The following is an 18,317-nucleotide window of genomic DNA, read 5'->3' as shown; positions in this document are numbered from 1 at the left end:
AGTCAGGCGGCGTGAACGAGCGCGTGCGGTTCCAGTCATCCAGCAGCAGCGCACGTTCCTCGGCTGGCAGCAGCTCGATGCGATCGACCGGCTGGCTGGTGTCGGCGACCATGGCGCGCAGCGCAGCCAGCAGATAGGTGCGATAGCGCTGCACGGTCTCGGCGTCGAACAGCGCCGTCGCGTAGTTGATCTTGCCGGAGATGCGTCCACCGCTCTCACTGAGATCGAGCTCGAGATCGAACTTGACCTTGTGCTGCTCGGTCGCAAGGCGCTCGACCGCCAGGCCGGGCAGCGCCAATGAACCGATATCATTGCTCTGCCATGCGAACACCACCTGGAACACGGGCGTGTATTCCGGATGCCGCGGGGGCTGGAGCGCCTCGACAAGATGCTCGAACGGCAGGTCCTGATGATCCTGCGCCGCAAGGACGGCCGTCTTCACCCGCTCGATCAGCTCGGCCACAGCAGGACCGCCCGAGAGGTCGAGCCGCAGCGCCAGCATGTTGACGAAGAAGCCGGCCAGGCCTTCGAGCTCCGAACGCATCCGATTGGCGGTCGGCGTGCCGATGACGAGATCCTGCTGGCCGGCCAACCGCGACAGCACGAGGGCCCAGGCGGCCAGCACGATGACGAACGGGGTGGCGCCGAGCGCGATGCTCAATTGCCTGATATCGGCCGAAAGACCGTCGTCGATCTCGACAGGCACCGCGGCGCCGGCGTTGGATCGCGGTGCAGATCGCGCCCGGTCCGTCGGCAGTGCCAGCAAGGATGGCGCGTCGCGCAGCACGGCGGTCCAATGATCGAGCTGCCGCCGCAGCCGATCTGCCGTCAGCGAATGGCGCTGCCATGCAGCATAGTCCGGATACTGAATTGCCAGCGGCGGCAACGGATCATTGCCGCCTGCGACGAAGGCGGCATACAGCGCCGAGAGCTCGCGGACGATGACGCCCATCGACCATCCGTCGGAGATGATGTGATGCTGGCTGAGCAGAAGGACATGATCATCATCGCCCAGGTCGATCAAATGGCTGCGGATCAATGGACCCCGCGCAAGATCGAACGGCGCGCGCGTACACTCATTCAGCAGATCGGCCAGCCGCGTCTCGCGGTCCGGCCGGCCGCGAAGATCGTGCACCTCCAGCGGCAGGCTGGTGTCCGGCGGCAACAGCGCGACCCGCGGCTCGCCCTGCTCGGCGACGAAGACCGTCCGCAGCGCCTCGTGGCGGGAGAACAGCCGGTCGAGGCTGCGGCGCCATGCGCCGATGTCGAGCCGGCCGCGCAGCCGCAGCGCCACATCGATGTGATAGTTGGTACTTCCGTTCTCGAGCTGAGCCAGCAGCCAGAGCTGCTGCTGCGCGAAGGAGAGCGGCAGCGAGCCCCCGCGATCGGCGATCGGGATCGTGTTTGTATCGCGTGTGGGGGCGTTGCGGCCGCGCTGTCGCGCGCGCGAGGCCAACCGGCGCAGCGCCTCCGGATCGAGGTTGTGCAGAAGAGGCTGTCCTGATTGTCCGCTCATGATAGCTCCGCTGTCATCAGGTCCTCGAGTTCACCTTCGGCGAACTGCTGCTCGATCAGTCTGATGGAGAGGACGCGCGCGAACTCCGCCAATTCCGGATGAGCGAACAGCTCGGACAATCGCATCGATGTGCCGAACTCCTGCGCGACACGGCTGAGCAGCCGTACCGCCAGCAGAGAGTGGCCGCCGAGATTGAAGAAGTGATCGCCCCGCCCGACGCGGTCGAGGCCGAGCAGCTCCGCCCAGATGCCGGCCAGCGTGATCTCGATCTCGCCGACCGGAGCTTGATAGTCGGCCCCCGCTTCGCCTTGTGAGGCCAGCGGCAGCGCCTTGCGGTCGACCTTGCCGTTCGGCGTCAGCGGCAGCCGCGGCAGCACGATGACGCGCAACGGCACCATGTAGTCCGGCAGCGCCGTCGCGAGCGCCGCGCGCAGCTCGCCGCCATCGAGCGCGCACTCACTGCCGACATAGCCGATCAGGTTGCTACCGCCACCGACATCCTGCGCGACCACGACGCTGTCGCGGACGCCGGGCAGCGCGCGCAGCCGCGCCTCGATCTCGCCGAGCTCGATGCGATGCCCGCGTATCTTGACCTGGTGATCGGCGCGGCCGACATAGTCGAGCGCGCCATCGGCACGCCAGCGCGCCAGGTCGCCGGTCCGGTACAGCCGTGCACCGGGGCCGCCGAACGGATCCGGGATGAACCGTTCCGCGCTGAGCCCGGGCCGCTTCCAATAGCCGCGCGCCAGTCCCTCGCCGCCGATGAACAGTTCGCCGGCCACGCCGGGCGGCGCCAGATTGAGATTGGCGTCGAGCACGTAGAGCGTGGTATTGCCGATCGGACCGCCGAGCACCGGCATGGGATCATTGCAATCGAGCCGGTGGCGCGCAGACCACACCGTGGTCTCGGTCGGCCCATACATGTTCCAGGCCTCGCCGCTCAGCGCGACGAGCCGCCGTGCCAGATCGGGAGCCAGCGCCTCGCCGCCGCTGAGCACGCGACAGCGACGAGGCAGCGCGGCGGCCCCGTCATGATCGAGCAGCATGCGCCAGCTCGACGGTGTCGCCTGGATCAAGGTCACGCCGTGCCTGGCCACGATCGCCTTCAGCGCCGTCGGATCCTGCGCGGAGGCGCGGTCGGCCAGCACGATACGGGCCCCCCGGGTCAGCGGCAGCCACAGCTCCAGCACCGCGATGTCGAACGACAGCGAGGTCAATGCCAGCACGCGGTCGTCCGATGCGATCCCCGGCTGCTCGGCCATCGTCGCCAGGAAATTCGTCACTGCGCCGTGACGCACCATCACGCCCTTGGGCAGGCCGGTCGAGCCCGAGGTATAGATGACGTAGGCGAGGCTCTCCGGATGAATGGCGAGGTCGAGGTTGCCGGCGTCGCCTCCATCGTCGATGCGATCGAGCAGCCAGGCTTCGGCTCCGCTGTCGGCCAGCGCGGGCGTGAACCGATCTTGCAGCTCGGCTTGCGTGAGCAGCAGTCTTGCGCCGCTGTCGCCGAGCATGTGGGCAAGACGCTCGGCCGGATAGTCCGGATCGAGCGGCAGGTAGGCGGCGCCGGCCTTCAGCACGGCGAGCAGCGCCACAATCATCTCGGCGTCGCGCTCCAGCGCCAGTCCAACCACGACATCGGCGCCGATCGCGCGCGCGCGCAGTCGCCGCGCCAGCCGGTTTGCCCGCGCATTCAGTTCGCCGTAGCTGATTCGGCGGTCGCCGCAGACGATCGCAACCGCGTCCGGGACGGCCTTCGCCCGCGCCTCGATCTGCGCCACGAGGCCAGGCGCCGCGCCGATCGACGACGGTCGGCGTGACGTCTCGCCGATCGCAGCTCCGCTCCAGCGCAGGACGCACGCCAGCGCCTCTCCGTCGACCATGCGAAGGCTGCCGGTCGGACGGGTGGCATCCGCCGAAATCCGCGTCAGCCAGTCTCGCAGCGACGCGCTCACCCGGCGAACCGCATGGTCGTCCAGTTGCGCGCGATCGTAGTTGAAGTCGAGGCGCAGGCCCTCGGGTCCATCGAACACGATGACCGCGATCGGATAGTTGGTCGGTGTCACGTGTTCGACCCGCCCGATCTGTGGCCCGGCACCGTCGCGCGCGGTGAGCGACTGATCGATCGGATAGTTCTCGAATACCATCAGGCTGTCGAACAGCGGCTGCCCGGCCCTGCCGGCCAGGCGCTGGATCTCGTGCAGCGGCAGCCACTCATAGTCGCGCGCCGCGACGCTCTGCGCCTGAAGGGCGCGCAGCCAGTCGCCGGTCGCGGTCTGCGGATGCGCGCGATCGATCAGCGGCAGCGTGTTGATGAAGAGGCCGACCATGTTCTCGGCGCCGGCAAGCTCGGCCGGACGGCCCGAGACCGTGACGCCAAAGCAGACCGCGCTTTGCCCGGTATATTGCCGCAGCAATTGGGCCCAGGTCCCCTGCAGCAGCGTATTCATCGTGATGCGCTGCTGCGTCGCGAACCGCCGCAGGCGAGCCGCGAGATCACCGTCCACGCGCAGCGTCAGCCGGTCATGGCCGCTCGCAGCGTCGATCGCGCGGCTCGCACGCAAGGCGTCGGCGAGCGGCGTGGGCTCGAAATCGCGCAGCGTCTCGCGCCAGAAATCAGCGGCTGCCGCCTGGTCGCGCGTCTGCAGCCAGGCGATGTAGTCGCGGTAGCCGCCTTGCGCCGCCGACGGCGCGGCGCCGCTGATCTGCTGCAGCACATCGGCGAGCAGCCGCGCCGAGCTCCAGCCATCGATCACGATGTGATGATGCGTCCAGATCAGCCACAGCCTGTCTTCGCCGAGCCGGATCAGCCGCAGCCGCTGCAGCGGCGGCCGGGTAATGTCGAAGCCGAGTTCGCGCTCGCGCCGTGCCGCCTCCGCAAGCGCCGCATCGATCTCCGCCGCCGCAGCCCCGCCCGTGATACGGCTGCGCCAATCCTCGTCGACGACGGGCACGTCGAGCTGCCGGTAGACGATCTGCTGGGCTGCTCCGGACAATTGTTGCCAGGCGAACCCGGTCCGCAGCACGGCATGCCGCGCACTCGCCGCCTGCCATGCCGCACGCAACCGCGCCGGCGTCACACCTCGAAGCTCGATCGAGAGCTGGTTGACATAGACGTCATCAGCGCCGTCGCGCAGCGCATGGAACAGCAAGCCCTGCTGCATCGGCGACAGCGGGTAGATGTCCTCGACGGAGCGACAGTCGATGGTCGCGCAGAGCCGGTCGAGCGCCGCCTGATCGAGCCCCGCGAGCGGAACGTCGGACGGCGTGAGACCGCTGGCGCCGCCGAGGCAATGATCGACGAGACCATGCAGCGCCGCGCGATAGAGCTCGGCGAGCCGTTCCACGGTCGCGCGCCGATACCGCCGGCTTCCATAGCGGAAGCCGAGCCGCAGCCGCCCGTCACGCACCTCGCCGTTGATGCTGAGCCAGGCCCGCAACGGCGTGTCGGCGGCCCGCATCGGTCCCGGATTCTCCGCCGCGATCCGGTACGGCGCGGCCGCACCGAGCTGGCCGTCGAAGCGGCCGAGATAGTTGAAGACGATACGCGGGTTCGGCGTCGCTGCCAGCGCGTCGCGATGTTCTTTCGCGCCGAGATAACGCAGGACGCCATAGCCGAGCCCGCGATCGGGCATGGCGCGCAGCGTCTCCTTGACGCGGGTGATGAGCGCACGATCGGTCTCGCTGCCGCCGTCGAGACGCACCGGGAATGCGCTCGTGAACCAGCCCACCGTCCGCGTGAGATCGATGTCCGCGAAGACATCCTCGCGGCCGTGGCCCTCCAGCTCGATCACGACGCCTTCGATCCCGCTCCAGCTCCAGAGCGCGCGTGCCAGCGCGGCCAGCAGCAGGTCGTTGACCTGCGTGCGATAGGCCGCAGGCGCGGCATCGAGCAGCCGTTCAGTCAGCTCCGCCTCGAGGTTCAGCACGACCTCCTCGGCGTCGGCCTCGGCGTCGGTGCCACCATGATCGTCGTCACAGGGCAACTCGCTGCCGCGGGAGGACGCGAGCCAGAACGGCAGTTCGCCTGCGAGCCGATCGGAGGCCGCATGCGTGCGCAGTCGCTGCGCCCAGGAAGACGGCGCGGAGCTCGTGGGCGGCAGGCTGACGGCGGCCGCCTGCCCCGCCGCCTGTTCGTAAGCCGACGCGATGTCCTCGAGCAGGATCCGCCATGACACGCCATCGACGGCGAGATGATGGATGGCGACCAGCAGCCGCTGGCTGCCGTCGCGCATGTCGAATCCGACGGCGCGCAGCAGAGATCCCGATGCCAATGACAGGCTCGCCTGCGCCCCCGACGCGATCGCGCTGACGTCGGCCGGCTCGACTGCCGTGCGGAGCCAAAGCAGCTCAGGCGCAGCAGGCAGGTCGGCCGGCACCGCCTGCCATTCACCCGCGATCCGCCGATACGTCATGCGAAGCGCATCGTGATGCCTCACGACGGCAGCGAGCGCCCGCTGCAGCACGCTCCAGTCGATCCGGTCCCGCGGGATCAGCAGCACCGCCTGGTTGAAGTGATCGCGGTTGGAGATTTCCTCGGCAAAGAAGCGCAATTGGATCGGCAGCAGCTCCGCAGCGCAGGCGTTCATTGCGTTGCGTGCTGCTGCCGGCGGCGTCATGGCCGGCGCGGAGGTGGTCGCAACCACGCCGGCCAGCGCCGCTATCGTCTGCTGCGCGAACATCTGCTTCGGCGTCAGCATGACGCCGCGCTTGCGCAGCCGTGCGATGATCTGCAGGCTGAGGATGGAGTCGCCGCCGAGCTCGAAGAAATTGTCATTGCGGCCGATCCGCTCGCGGCCCAGCACGTCCTGCCAGACGGCGGCGATGGCCTGCTCCACCGCGCCGACCGGGGCGACATACGACGGCACGGCGTCATCGTCCGGCTGCGGCAGCGCCGCGCGGTCGAGCTTGCCATTGGCGGTCAGCGGCAGCCGCTCGAGCACGACGATGCGCGACGGCACCATGTAGTCCGGCAGCATCGCCGAGAGTTGCTGCCGCAGCGCCTCCGGCTGCAACACGACGCCGGCCGCGGCGACGCAATAAGCCACGAGCTCCTGGCGTTCCTGCTCGGCGTCGACGGCGCGGGCCACGACGGCGGCATCGGCGACGCCGTTCAACGAGGAGACGACGCGGCTGATCTCGGCGGGTTCGACGCGGTAGCCGCGCAGCTTTACCTGATCATCGCGCCGGCCCAGGAACACGATCCGGCCCGCTCGATCACAGCGCACCAAATCGCCGGTCCGGTAGAGGCGTTCGCCTGCAGGTCCGAACGGATCGGGAATGAAGCGCTCGGCCGTCTGTCCAGGCGCACCGCGATAGCCGCGCGCCAGCCCGGCGCCGCCCACATAGAGTTCACCGGCGACTCCGGCCGGGACGATATTCAACGCATCGTCGAGAACGTAGGCGCGCAGGTTCGCAAGCGGCAATCCGACCGGCAGCACGCCTTTGGCTTCGGCGTCCGTCCACTCATGGGTCGTCACGCCGACCGTCGTCTCGGTCGGGCCGTAGTGATTGACGATCCGGCAGTGCGGCCGCAGCCGGCGGACCTCTTCGATCAAGCCGGGATCGCAGGCCTCGCCGCCAAGGATCAGCACGTCGCGCGGCAGAACGTCGGCCGAGCGCCGCGCCCGCAACAGGCCGCGCAGATGGCTCGGCACGATCTTGAGGACGCCGATCTCGCCGTCGCGCATCGCTTGCGCAAACGCATCCGCATCGAAGGCGGCATCGGCCGGCAGCAGATTCAAGGTCACGCCGCTCGCAAGCGCGCCAAACAGCACGGTATGGCCGAGATCGGCGGCGACCGTCGAGACCATCGCCATGCCGGCGCCGGCGCGCGGCTGCAGCCGGGACAACAGCGCCTGAACGTAGTTGGCGAGCGCGCCGTGCGACACGGCGACGCCCTTGGGCGCACCGGTCGAGCCCGACGTGTAGATGATGTAGGCGGTCTGCGCCGGATGCGGCCGCGGGGCATCGAACGCGCCGGAGGACGCATCGCCGCGCAGTTCACCGTCGAGCGTATGACACTCCAGCGCCCTCGCCGCAGCCAAGTGCTCGCCGGTTGCGACCAGCGTGCCGATGCCGCCGCCACGAAGGATGCGATCGACGCGCGCCACCGGCCATGCCGGATCGAGCGGCACTGCGGAGCCGCCCGCCTTGAGGACGCCGAGCAGCACCGCGACGAAGGCCGGCGACCGCTCGATCCACAGCGCCACCGGCGTCTCGTGCGTGACGCCGGCCGCGACGAGCATATGCGCGATGTGGTCCGACCAGCGCACGAGCTCGGCTGCGCTGACGGTGTCCCGTCCCTGGCGCAGCGCGATCCGATCATCGCGGCGTGCGAGCGCAATGCCGATCAGATCGAGGATGTCGGTCGCGGGGAAGCTCGTCGCCTCCGCCACGACGGTCTGCTCGACGCCGCGCGCGATCGCGAAGTCGCGCAGCGGCCGGTCGGTGCCGGCCGCGATCTGCCGCAGGAAATCGACGAGCTGGTTCCCGATCCGCTCGACCGTCGTCACGTCGAACAGATCGGTTGCGAAATTCAGGCTCGCATTCATGCCCGTCGGGCCGTCGACGATGTCGAGCGCGAGATCGAAATGCGAGCCGGCGAGATCGACGATGCGCGGCTGGGCGTGCAGGCCGTCGCCGAGCGCAAGTCCGGCAGGCGCGGCCATGTAGTTGAACTTGACCTGGAACAGCGGATTGTGGCCGCCGGAGCGAGTCGGCTTCAGCGCGTCGACGAGACGGTCGAACGGCAGATCCTGATGCGCCAGCCCGGAAATGACCTCCTCCTTCGCCCGCGCCAGCAGCTCGGCGAAGCTCATGCCGTCGGTCACGTCGGCCCGCAGCACCAGCGTATTGACGAAGCAGCCGATCAGCGACGCCAGCTCGGCCTGGCGGCGCCCGGCGACGGGCACACCGACGCGCAGGTCGGAGCGGCCCGAGTAGCGGAACAGCAGCAGCTGATAGGCGGCGAGCAGCAGCATGAACATGCTGACGCGATGCTCCCTGGCGAGCGCGCGGAGCCTCAGCACCAGATCTGGCGCGATCTCCACGTGGATGGTGTCGCCGCGATAGCTCTGTACGGGCGGCCGCGGCCGGTCGAACGGCAATGCAAGCGGCGTATCCGCATCACCGAGCCGCTCGCGCCAGTAGGAGAGCTGCTGCGCGGCCTCGGGGCCGGAGAGCCAATCCCGCTGCCATGCGGCGTAGTCGGCATATTGGATCGCGGACGGCGGCGGCAGCGCCCCTGCCCCGCGCCGGAGCCCGTCATAAAGCGCGGCGATCTCGGCCAGCAGCACGTCGAGCGAGAGCCCGTCGGCGACGATGTGATGCGCCGACAGCAGCAGTTCGTGGCGGTCGTCCGCGAGCTGCATCAGCACGGCGCGCAGCAGCGGGCCATTGACGAGATCGAACGGCCGCGCCAGCTCCTCGCGTGTCCGCGCCGCGACGCGCGACGCGCGCTCCGCCGCCGGGCTGCGCCGCAGATCCTCGACCGCGACGGGAATGTCCGGCGACGCATGGATGACCTGCACGACGCGGCCATCCGGGGCAGAGAAGGTGGTGCGCAGCGTCTCGTGGCGGGCGACGATTTCGGTCAGCGCCTGCACCAGCCGTGCTTGATCGAGCGGGCCGTCGAAATGAACCGTGCAAGCGATGGTGTAGGCCGTGCCGGCCGGATCCATGCTCCAGAGAAACCACAGCCGCTCCTGCGCGGGTGACAGCAGCTCGCGCAGCCCCGCCGGTGCGGGCTGCAGCGGCGGGAGCACTTTCGCGTCCGCGCCGGCCGCATCGATGAGCGCTGCGAGCGCGACGAGCGTCGGCGCATCGAAGAAGCCGCGCAGCGCGAGCTCGACCCCGAACTGCTCGCGCACCATCGCCGCGATCTGAGCGGCCGCGACCGAATTGCCGCCGAGCATGAAAAAGTCGTCGTTGCGGTCGACGGTCGCGCGCCGCAGCACATTCCGCCAGATCAGCGCAAGACGGCGTTCGGTCGCCGTCGCAAGCTTCGGTGACGGCGATGGGTCCGCCGCCTCGCGTCGCCGCTCGAACACCATGAAGCTGTCGAGCGTGCCCTGCGCCCACCTGGCGCGGCAGGCGGACCGCTGCAGCTTGCCGCTGGTGGTCAGCGGCATGCCTTGCGGGTTCAGCAGCACGACCACCGCCGGATATTCCTGCGTCTGCCGCATGACCGAATCGCCGATCGCCTTGATCAACACGTCGGCCGGCGTTCGCCGCAGTACCGCCCTGCCGAACTCGGCGGCGACGCCGATGCCTTCGACGCCATCGATCTCGACCGGGAAGGCCGCGACACGTCCCTTCCGCACCGAGGCCACCTCGGTCTCGACGGCCTGCTCCAGATCGAACGGATAGATGTTCTGGCCGCGGACGATCAGCAGATCCTTGAGCCTGCCGGTGACGACGAGATCGCCGTCGCGGACGAAGCCGAGATCGCCCGTCCGCAGCCAGCGCGCGCCATCGCGAAGGACGAATGTCTGCTGCGTCGCCTCGGGATTGTTCCAATAGCCCTGCGCGACGCTCGGACCTGCGACCCAGATTTCGCCGACCTCATTCGTCCCGGCGTCGGCGGACGCATCGACCCTCATGATGCGCACGGCATGGCCGTCTGCCACGGCGCCGCACGCCATCAGGTCCGTGCCCTCGCCGGCCTCCGCAACGCGGCCACCCGCGAGCGCCGCGGGATCGAGCGTGTGACAAACCGCCCGGCTCGCGCGGTCGCCCGCCGTCACCAGCAAGGTCGCCTCGGCCAGGCCGTAGCACGGCGTCAGCGCGCGAGGATCGAGGCCCGCCGGCCGGAAGCGCGCGGCAAATCGATCCAGCGTCGCGCGGCGCACGAACTCCGAGCCGGAGAACGCGAACCGCCATCGGCTGAGGTCCAGGCGCGCGATCGCTTCGTCCGAGATCCGGTCCGCACAGAGCGCGAACGCGAAGTCCGGCCCGCCGCTGCAGGTGCCGCCGTGGCGGTGGATGGCGTCGAGCCAGCGTCGCGGCTGCTCGAGGAAATTGCGCGGCGACATCAGCACCGCCGTGAAGCCCGTGAACAGCGGATTCAGCAATCCGCCCATCAATCCCATGTCGTGATAGAGCGGCAGCCAGCTGACGAAGACGTCGTCCCTGGTCCCGCCGAGCGCCGCTTCGATTGCGATCTCATTGGCGACCAGGTTCCGGTGAGTGACGCAGACTCCCTTCGGCTGCGACGTCGAACCCGACGTATATTGGAGGAAGGCGATCGCATCGCCGTGCAAGTCCGTCTCGCGCCAGGATGCGGCGGCATCGACCGGCACCTCGTCGACGGCAACAACATGAGCATCGGTCTCGCCGACCGAAGCGACGACGACGTCGCGAAGCCGCGCCTGGGTGAGAATGAGTCGTGGCGCCGCATCGCGCAGGATGCCATCGAGGCGGCTGGCGTAGCGCTCCTTGCCGGTCTCCGGCGGATAGGCCGGCACGGCAATGACCCCGGCATAGAGGCAGGCGTAGAATGCGACGGCATAATCCGGACCGTTCGGCAGCAGAATCACGGCGCGCTCGCCGGCACGCGCGAGCTCCTGCAGATGCGCCGCAAGCGCGCGGATGCGCCGGTCCAGCGCAGCGAATGTCAGCTCGTGGACGACATCGTCGCCTTCAATGAAGCGCAGCGCCGGATGGTCAGCACGCGAGGCGGCATGCTCGCGGAGTCGTTCGACGAGGGTCTGTGTCGGCATTTTCCAAAGGTCCGATGACAACGTGAGGATCGATGCCGCAGGCTCAATTGACGCGATGGGCTCGCGCCATCGCGACGATCACCCTGCGCGGCCCCTTGAATGGCTCGCGCGCGTGCGCCGTCAGCATGTTGTCGAGCATGACGACGTCGCCGGTCTGCCAGGGAAAGACGATCTTGTGCCGGTCGAGCACGGCTCTGACCGTGGCCAGCGTCTCGTCCTCGATCGGCGCGCCGTCGCCGTAGAACGCATTGCGCGGCAGCTCGAGCGGATCGCCGACGATGTCGAGAAGACTTTCCCGAACCTCGGGCGCGAGGCTGGAGACGTGGAACAGATGCGCCTGATTGAACCACACCATGTCCCCGGTCACGGGATGCACCGCCGTCCCCTGGCAGACCTGCCGCGTCCGTAGCTCGTCGCCATCCTTCCATTCGCAGGCGATTGCATGGGAGGCGCAATAGGCCTCGACCTCGGCCTTCGACTCCGTGCCGAACACCTGTCGCCAGTCGACATCGAGTCCACTGCCGTAGTTGCGGACATACATGACGCCCCGCTCGGCGAAGCGGTTACGGATCGCGGCCGGCATGTCGCGATGGATCGACCGGCTGTCGGCGACCGGCGTCTCACCGCCCTGCTGTGCCGCCTGCTCGCAATAGAACCAGATCTTCATCGGCCAGTCGCGCGTATAGGCCTGCTCGTTGTGCAGCGGGATGCTCTGGTGCGGCGGATATTCGGTCGAGGTGTAGACGCCGGCGCTGACCTGCGATCGGGGCGTCGAGCCGAATTCATAGGACAGCAGCGGATGGCCGAAGCTCGCGGCGAAGCTCCTGAACGCCTCGGCGCCGTCGAGATGGAAGCCACGGAAGAGAATTCCGCCGCACGCATAGAGCTGGCGCTCGATCATGTCGCGGACCTCCCTGACGGCCTCCATCAGCGGCTGCTGCGTGCGGCTGGCCCGCAGAAGGAACGGTAGCGATTCTTGTTCTATTTTAGATTGTATTGCGAACATGACTTCTCCCCGTCTCCCGTCGATTTCAGCATCGAAGTTTCTTCACCGGCCGGCTTTTCCGGCTGGGTCGTGCTTTCGGCACGCCGCTCAAGGCCCCGCGCGAGCAACGGCGAGTCCCGGCCATGCCCGACGTGCCAGCAATGCGGCAACGAGCTTCAGCAGATCCGCCTGTCGGCTATGGATGAAGAAGTGGTCGCCCGGCAGCATGTCGCGACCGAACGCGCCGGAGGTCTCGGCCCGCCACGCCTCCAGTGCCTCGGCACGCGTCTCGTCGAGATCTCCGCCGAACACGTGCAGCGGACACGGCAAGGGCCGGCGCCGCCGATAGACGTAGTTCCCGCACATCAGGAAATCGGCTCGCAGGATCGGCAGCGTGCCGCGCATGATCTCCATGCTCTGCAACGCCTCCGGCGGCGTGCCGTTCAGCCTGAGAAGCTCCTCGCGCAATGCGTCGTCACCGAGCGGCTCGCGCCAGCGGCTGCCGTCGCGCACGGCCGGCGCCTCCGTTCCGGACACGAGCAGCATCTGCGGCTTTGGCGCGCCGAGCGCGAGCAGCCTGTGCGCCAGCTCGAAGGCGAGCAAGCCGCCGAGGCTGTGCCCGAACAGGACGTAAGGCTCCGCCAACGGCGTCCCGATCAGTTCGGACGCGAGCTGATCGGCCAATGCTGCCGCGTCCGTTTGCAGCGGCTCGTCCATCCGCGCGCCCCGTCCGGGCAGCTCCAGCGGCACGATTTCGATCCAGGACGGAAGAGCTCTCCTCCAGCGCGCATAGACCATGGCGCTGCCGCCGGCATAGGGCAAACAGATCAGCCGCATGGCAGCCAGCCTCCTTCGCTTCAGGATTCGGCAGAGGCCTGGGCGTTCTCCTGCATGAATTTCCGCAGCGAGAGCGGCCGCATGTCGGTCCACACCTGTTCGATATGGTCCAGACACTCCTTCTTGCTCCCGGTCACGCCGACGGCCGTCCACCCGTTCGGGATGTCCTTGAACGTCGGCCAGATCGAATATTGTTCTTCGTGATTCACGACGACGGTGAAGGTGACGTCCTCTCTGTCGAAGACCATCATGCCCGGCTACTCCTACTAACAAACGACGTTGATGAACTACGAGTAATGCAGTTGATAATGACAGTCAAAAGGATACCGCCGATCGAAGTTTTTAATCTCTCCAAGGTGACACGTAGGTGACGATTCAACATCAGGATGCATCGGCTCCAACGAGATGATTTGCTGACCCGATCGCGTTGTCACCGCGGAGATGATCACGCCTCAACGCGATCGATGAGCTACGCAAATTTTTATCAGATTGTAATTGAACGCCGTCCGCATCGCTCAGACTAACAAGGCCGCCGCACAATGGCCGTGCGGCGGCCTCATCATCGCCAACGCGTATCGACGTCCTAGAAATTGAACGTCGTGGAAACGAGATAGGTGCGCGGCGCCCCCAGGGTGATCACACCGCTATAGGCCGACGCCCAATACGCCTTGTCGAATACATTCTCGACGCTCGCCCGCAGCACGATCGGCTTGCCGTTCCAGGGCGAGGTGAAGGTGTAGCGGGCGCCCAGGTCGACGCGTGTCCAATCCGGCAGCGAGAGTTTGTTGGCCGCGTCGACATATTGTGCACCGGTGTAGACGACCCGCCCCGTGAGCGTCAGATCCCGCACAAACGGTGTATCCCACTCGGCGCCGAGATTCACGGTGAGCTCGGGCACGCCGATCGCCCGCTTGCCGTCCGTCAGGCCGCCCGAAGTCTTCTCCTGCACGCCGTGAATATACGCCACGCCCCCCAACAGCCGCAGCGTCGGCGTGACCTCACCGAATACGTTGAACTCGGCGCCCGTATTTCGCTGCCGGCCATTCAGCTCTTGAGTCAGCACTCCCCCTGAACTCGTGGTAATCACGCTCGGGCGTGAGATATCGAATGCGCTGACCGTGGTCGTGATTCGGCCGAAGTCGACCTTGATGCCGGTCTCGACCTGCTTGGTCTGCCCTGGCGGGAAGACCGTGCCGCTGTTGGCATAGCCGGCGGCAACGACGGTCGGGGTCTGCAGGCCCTCGATGTAATTGGCATACAGCGACACAAACTCGACGGGCTTGACCACGAGCGCATAGGCTGGCGTCCACACCGAGGTGTCCTCGAACGGGCGGCTCGATGCTGGAGTAACGAGATTCGTGACTTCCGTTCCCGCCGTTTGTCTGCGCACACCGACGGTCAGTTGAATCCGCTTGTTCAGCAGCGACATCGTGTCGGAGACGCCGATGCTCCAGAGATTTGCGCCGACGGTCTGATTGGCCTGGAGCGTCGGAAAGCTTGGCAACGCGATGTTGGTCGGCTCGCTGTAAAGGCTCCAGTTGGGCATCTTGCCGGAGACCACCTGCTGGGTATAGGTGCGGTCGGTGATGGAGTAGCCGACATTGACGGCATGGTTGATCGGGCCGGTATCGGCGGTCATGCGCAGGCCAGCCTCCCCGGCGTACGTCTTGTACGTCTCGCTTCCCGTTCCAGGAGTCCCGGACAACAGGCCAGCGTTGCTCGAGAGCACCGGCGACGGATAACGGTAGTTGATGTTGCTGTCGTGATAGCCGAATCCGGCATAGGCGGTGATACGATCGTTGAGATCGACCTCGCCTTTCACCGTCGAGAAGAAATCGGTCGGCGCATAATACGCCCACGGCACCTGGAAATTGGTGCCGGACGACGGTGGCGACGGAATGCTGGTGACAGCAGTACCCACGCCGAAGAATCGCAGCGGCGGATTCAGCTTGTCCGCCTGATAGCCGACATCGGCATCGATTCGGACATTCTCGCCATGATAGTCGACGGCGAGGTGGGCGTTGCCGAACTCGTCGGTCTGCCGGTTCCAGGGGGTATCGCCGTTCGAATACTTGCTGTTCAGCCGTACGCCCCACTCCTTGTGCTCGCCATAGCGGCGGCCGACGTCGATCTGCTCGCCGAATTGCGTCTTGGACGCATAGGTCGCCGTTAGCTGCGTGATGTCGGTGTCGAGCGCGTGCTTGGTGACGAGATTGACGCTACCGCCGACCGCGCCGCCGCTTGAGGCGCCAGTGCCGCCGACCGTCATGCCGTTGAGCAGAGCCGCCGGCCCCTTCAGCAATTCGACCCGCTCGATGAAATTGGCGCCCGTCGAATAATATGGCGCGATGCCGGCGAGGCCATTCAGGGCGTAGTCGCCGCTGTCGTAGTAGAAGCCGCGGATGAACAGGCTGTCGGCGCCGCCGCCGGCGGCTTGGATCGTGCGCACCGAGGGATCATTGATCAGCACGTCGCGGATCGTGCGCGCCTGCTGGTTCTGGATCAGCTGCGAGGTGAAGCTCGTCTGGTTGAAGGGCGTGTTCATGACGCCGCGGTTGCCCAGCAGCCCGAGGCCGCCGCCGCTCGCGACCTGGCCGCCGGCATAGGGCGACGGCGGCGCGCCGACCGTTCCTGTCGACGGCGTCACATAGGCCACCGGGGCGGTCGGCGGCAGGTTGCGCGGAGCGACGCGGCGCTGCTGAGCGGTCCGCGTCGCGGTCGTCTGCGGTCTCGAGGCGGTCTGCCGGACTTTCGGCTTCGGCGCGTCGACGGTCACATCGGGGAGCTTGGTCTGCGCAAAGGCCGATTGAACGCCTCCGACATTCAGCGTGAGCGCCAATGAGCTCACAAGTCCCAACGACATCGTCAATCCAATGTCTTTATCCCAAATGCGACAGACCATCCTGACACCCCGATCATTCCAAGTTCCAACTCGGCTCGTCGGTGGTCCTAACACACAGGTATTTGAGGATGGCGTCGCGCGACGTAGAACTCGTCTAACGAGCGACAGCTTCGCCGAATCGATCAGCTCAATAGGTTGTCGCTACTACGAGATTCTTTTCCCTCCGCTTCTTTGAAGCCTTCAAAAGAAGCGCATGTCGCGGGGAAGAGCGATGCGATCGCGTCGGCTGATACAACTCACGACACCGATCGTCTCGAACTCATCGAAATAATTTCGATCAATCGTACGATGATAACTAATCACATTGCCACTTTTGAATCAATCTTTGCTTTCAAATGCGCCACATCTCCGCCGCGCCACGCGCAGATCGGAGAAGGCATCGAGACATTTGTATCTGCTTGTTTCCAGGCCGGAGCGACGCCGCTCGCGTCGGCGCTCGCTGCGCGAGATCGATCGCGCGCAGCCGACGCAGCGTGCTGCCATCGCGATGACGCGTCGCGCGAGAGAAGACACGTAAGACAAGAGATGCGTGGGATCGTTGGCTGGCCGAGCGCGTCGTTGCCATCGAGCCGCGCGCATAGTCCCGCGGCGCGGATCGAGATCAATGATGCGGGCTATCTTCCGCCGACCGGCGGCGGACGTCAGCGCTCAGAGCGGCCTATCCTGCGTCCCGGCCCGAGCGCCTTGCGCTTCGGCCTTCGCGCCGCGGCTCCGTCTCGTGCCGTAGGCGAGCGACAGCAGAATCGGAATCGACAGTCCGAGCCAGCACAGCGCGTCCCAGAGCCCGTCGCCGAACAGTCCGAAGGCGAGCCCGGCTGCGGCAACCAGACCGATCAGCAGCGGCGCACGAAACACCTGCCAGGTCGAGAGTTGCGCGGCGCGGGCAGATGGCGTCGCCGATGCGGCCGAGGAGCTCATGGCGACACCACCGCAGGCGCTGCCGATGTCACGACGCCGGACACCTTCCTGCGGAAGCCCCGCCGCTTGGCGGCCCACAGATAGAGTCCGCTGCACAGCACGACGATCGTGATGAGATCGAGAACGGCCCAGATGATCTTCAGCGGCAACCCGCCATAGTCACCGAAATGCAGCGGCCGCGATACCTGCAACGCGGTGAGATACCAGGCGAGCTCGGGCGCGACCATCTTGCTGCTGTCCTGGGCATCGACCAGGACCGGCTTGAACATGCGCGCAGTAAACGGCGTGCGGCCCTTGGTCCAGATCATCAGATGCTGCGGGCTGCCGAACCGCGTCGTCGTCGGCAAGGTGATGGACGTCACCAGCCGGTCCGGAAACGCGGTGCGGACGGCGCCAACGGCGGCCTCGACCGATTTCGCTTCCGCCAGCGGCTTGCCCTGATAGGGCGCGAGCAGTGCCGGCATGGTCTTCGCGCGCCAGAGGTCGAACAGCGGCACCGCCAGCGTGTTGATGGTGCCGGTCAAGCCGACCGCGAGCGCCCAGCTCACCGTGACGATACCGAGCAGATTGTGCAGGTCGAGCCATTTGAGCCGCGCCGAGCGATCCCGCACCGTGCCGAACTGCAGGCGACGCATGAACGGCCAGTATACGACGACGCCCGAGACGATGGACGCTGAGAACACCAGTCCCATCAGTCCGAGAAAGAGCTCGCCCGGCAGGCCGGTGAACATGTCGCGGTGGATGCGCAGGATCACGTCCATGACGTCCTGATGCGGCGCTTCCTCGCCGAGAACGACGCCGGTGCGCGCATCCACGGTGAGCCGATGAAACTGCCCAGGCACCAGAATGGCGGTCGGCGACATCGCGACCACGATCAGCGGCTCCGCCTGCTTCAGGCTCACGAACAGCGCATGCTGCTCCGGCAACTGCTGCCTGGCCGCCGCGATCAGGCGGTCGAGCGGCAACAGCGGCGTGTCGGCCGGCATCGCCGGCGCAGCGATCTCATCCTCGAAGAGATGATCGATCTCCTCATGGAAGATCAGCGGAAGCCCGGTCAGGCACAGCATCAGCAGAAAGATCATGCTGATCAGCGACGTCCACGTGTGAACCTGAACCCACAGCCGCATGCGCCCGAACCCACCCTTCGTCATCGACGTTGCACGTGATGAGCCGAACGTCCGGCAAGAGAAGGGCCGCAGCAAACTGAATCGGTCTAAAGCCGTTGGAATTTCTTTAAGGTAGCGCGCCTGTCCGCCGCAACCAGCGGAGCTGCAACGTGAATTTCGATCGCACCTCGCACCGTCGGTGCTCACGGACGGCGCGTGTCGCTGCCGTGAGGGCGCGCGCCGAAGTCGCCCTTGCGCGATGCCCGGATACATATGGAATCGCTTCCGCGTGGCCGCGCGGAATACGACCGGCTCTGGCTGCATCCGACGA

General features: G+C 66.9%; 7 protein-coding genes and 1 pseudogene. All 8 read right to left on the bottom strand.

The features are described from left to right. Positions 1–52: 52 nt before the first annotated feature. Positions 53–1,516, bottom strand: a pseudogene (locus ACQR0U_RS21615) (condensation domain-containing protein); the annotation flags it as partial. After that, the gene (locus tag ACQR0U_RS21610; RefSeq protein WP_434843883.1) at positions 1,513–11,238 is read right to left on the bottom strand and encodes an amino acid adenylation domain-containing protein; all 9,726 of its coding nucleotides are present in this window, start codon (positions 11,236–11,238) and stop codon (positions 1,513–1,515) included. The gene ACQR0U_RS21610 and the pseudogene ACQR0U_RS21615, both read right to left, overlap by 4 nt. A gap of 43 nt (positions 11,239–11,281) precedes the next feature. Further along, positions 11,282–12,166, bottom strand: a complete 885-nt coding sequence (locus tag ACQR0U_RS21605; protein ID WP_315752516.1) for a TauD/TfdA family dioxygenase — start codon at positions 12,164–12,166, stop codon at positions 11,282–11,284. A gap of 165 nt (positions 12,167–12,331) precedes the next feature. Further along, positions 12,332–13,060 carry a thioesterase II family protein gene (locus tag ACQR0U_RS21600; RefSeq protein WP_315752515.1) on the bottom strand — a complete coding sequence of 243 codons (729 nt, stop codon included), beginning with the start codon at positions 13,058–13,060 and terminating at the stop codon, positions 12,332–12,334. 20 nt (positions 13,061–13,080) lie between these two features. After that, positions 13,081–13,311 (bottom strand): MbtH family protein, encoded by a 231-nt coding sequence (locus ACQR0U_RS21595; RefSeq protein ID WP_315752514.1) that lies wholly within the window; start codon positions 13,309–13,311, stop codon positions 13,081–13,083. Positions 13,312–13,643: 332 nt separating this feature from the next. Beyond that, the gene (locus tag ACQR0U_RS21590) at positions 13,644–15,923 is read right to left on the bottom strand and encodes a TonB-dependent receptor (RefSeq protein WP_315717421.1); all 2,280 of its coding nucleotides are present in this window, start codon (positions 15,921–15,923) and stop codon (positions 13,644–13,646) included. 687 nt (positions 15,924–16,610) lie between these two features. Next, positions 16,611–16,880 carry a hypothetical protein gene (locus tag ACQR0U_RS21585; RefSeq protein ID WP_315717420.1) on the bottom strand — a complete coding sequence of 90 codons (270 nt, stop codon included), beginning with the start codon at positions 16,878–16,880 and terminating at the stop codon, positions 16,611–16,613. Beyond that, positions 16,877–18,007, bottom strand: a complete 1,131-nt coding sequence (locus ACQR0U_RS21580) for a PepSY-associated TM helix domain-containing protein (protein WP_434872255.1) — start codon at positions 18,005–18,007, stop codon at positions 16,877–16,879. Before ACQR0U_RS21580 ends, ACQR0U_RS21585 begins: the two co-directional genes overlap by 4 nt. Between the last annotated feature and the right edge of the window lie 310 nt (positions 18,008–18,317).

Origin of the sequence: Bradyrhizobium sp. HKCCYLRH3097 (assembly GCF_051167875.1) — a bacterium.
Lineage (GTDB): Bacteria > Pseudomonadota > Alphaproteobacteria > Rhizobiales > Xanthobacteraceae > Bradyrhizobium.
This window is presented reverse-complemented; position numbering and strand designations above follow the sequence as displayed.

Bases quoted from the DNA above. Each gene is read 5' to 3' on its own strand.
- ACQR0U_RS21590 (WP_315717421.1), bottom strand. From the start codon at position 15,923: ATGTCGTTGGGACTTGTGAGCTCATTGGCGCTCACGCTGAATGTCGGA.
- ACQR0U_RS21585 (WP_315717420.1), bottom strand. From the start codon at position 16,880: ATGAGCTCCTCGGCCGCATCGGCGACGCCATCTGCCCGCGCCGCGCAA.
- ACQR0U_RS21600 (WP_315752515.1), bottom strand. From the start codon at position 13,060: ATGCGGCTGATCTGTTTGCCCTATGCCGGCGGCAGCGCCATGGTCTAT.
- ACQR0U_RS21605 (WP_315752516.1), bottom strand. From the start codon at position 12,166: ATGGAGGCCGTCAGGGAGGTCCGCGACATGATCGAGCGCCAGCTCTAT.
- ACQR0U_RS21610 (WP_434843883.1), bottom strand. From the start codon at position 11,238: ATGCCGACACAGACCCTCGTCGAACGACTCCGCGAGCATGCCGCCTCG.
- ACQR0U_RS21580 (WP_434872255.1), bottom strand. From the start codon at position 18,007: ATGCGGCTGTGGGTTCAGGTTCACACGTGGACGTCGCTGATCAGCATG.
- ACQR0U_RS21595 (WP_315752514.1), bottom strand. From the start codon at position 13,311: ATGATGGTCTTCGACAGAGAGGACGTCACCTTCACCGTCGTCGTGAAT.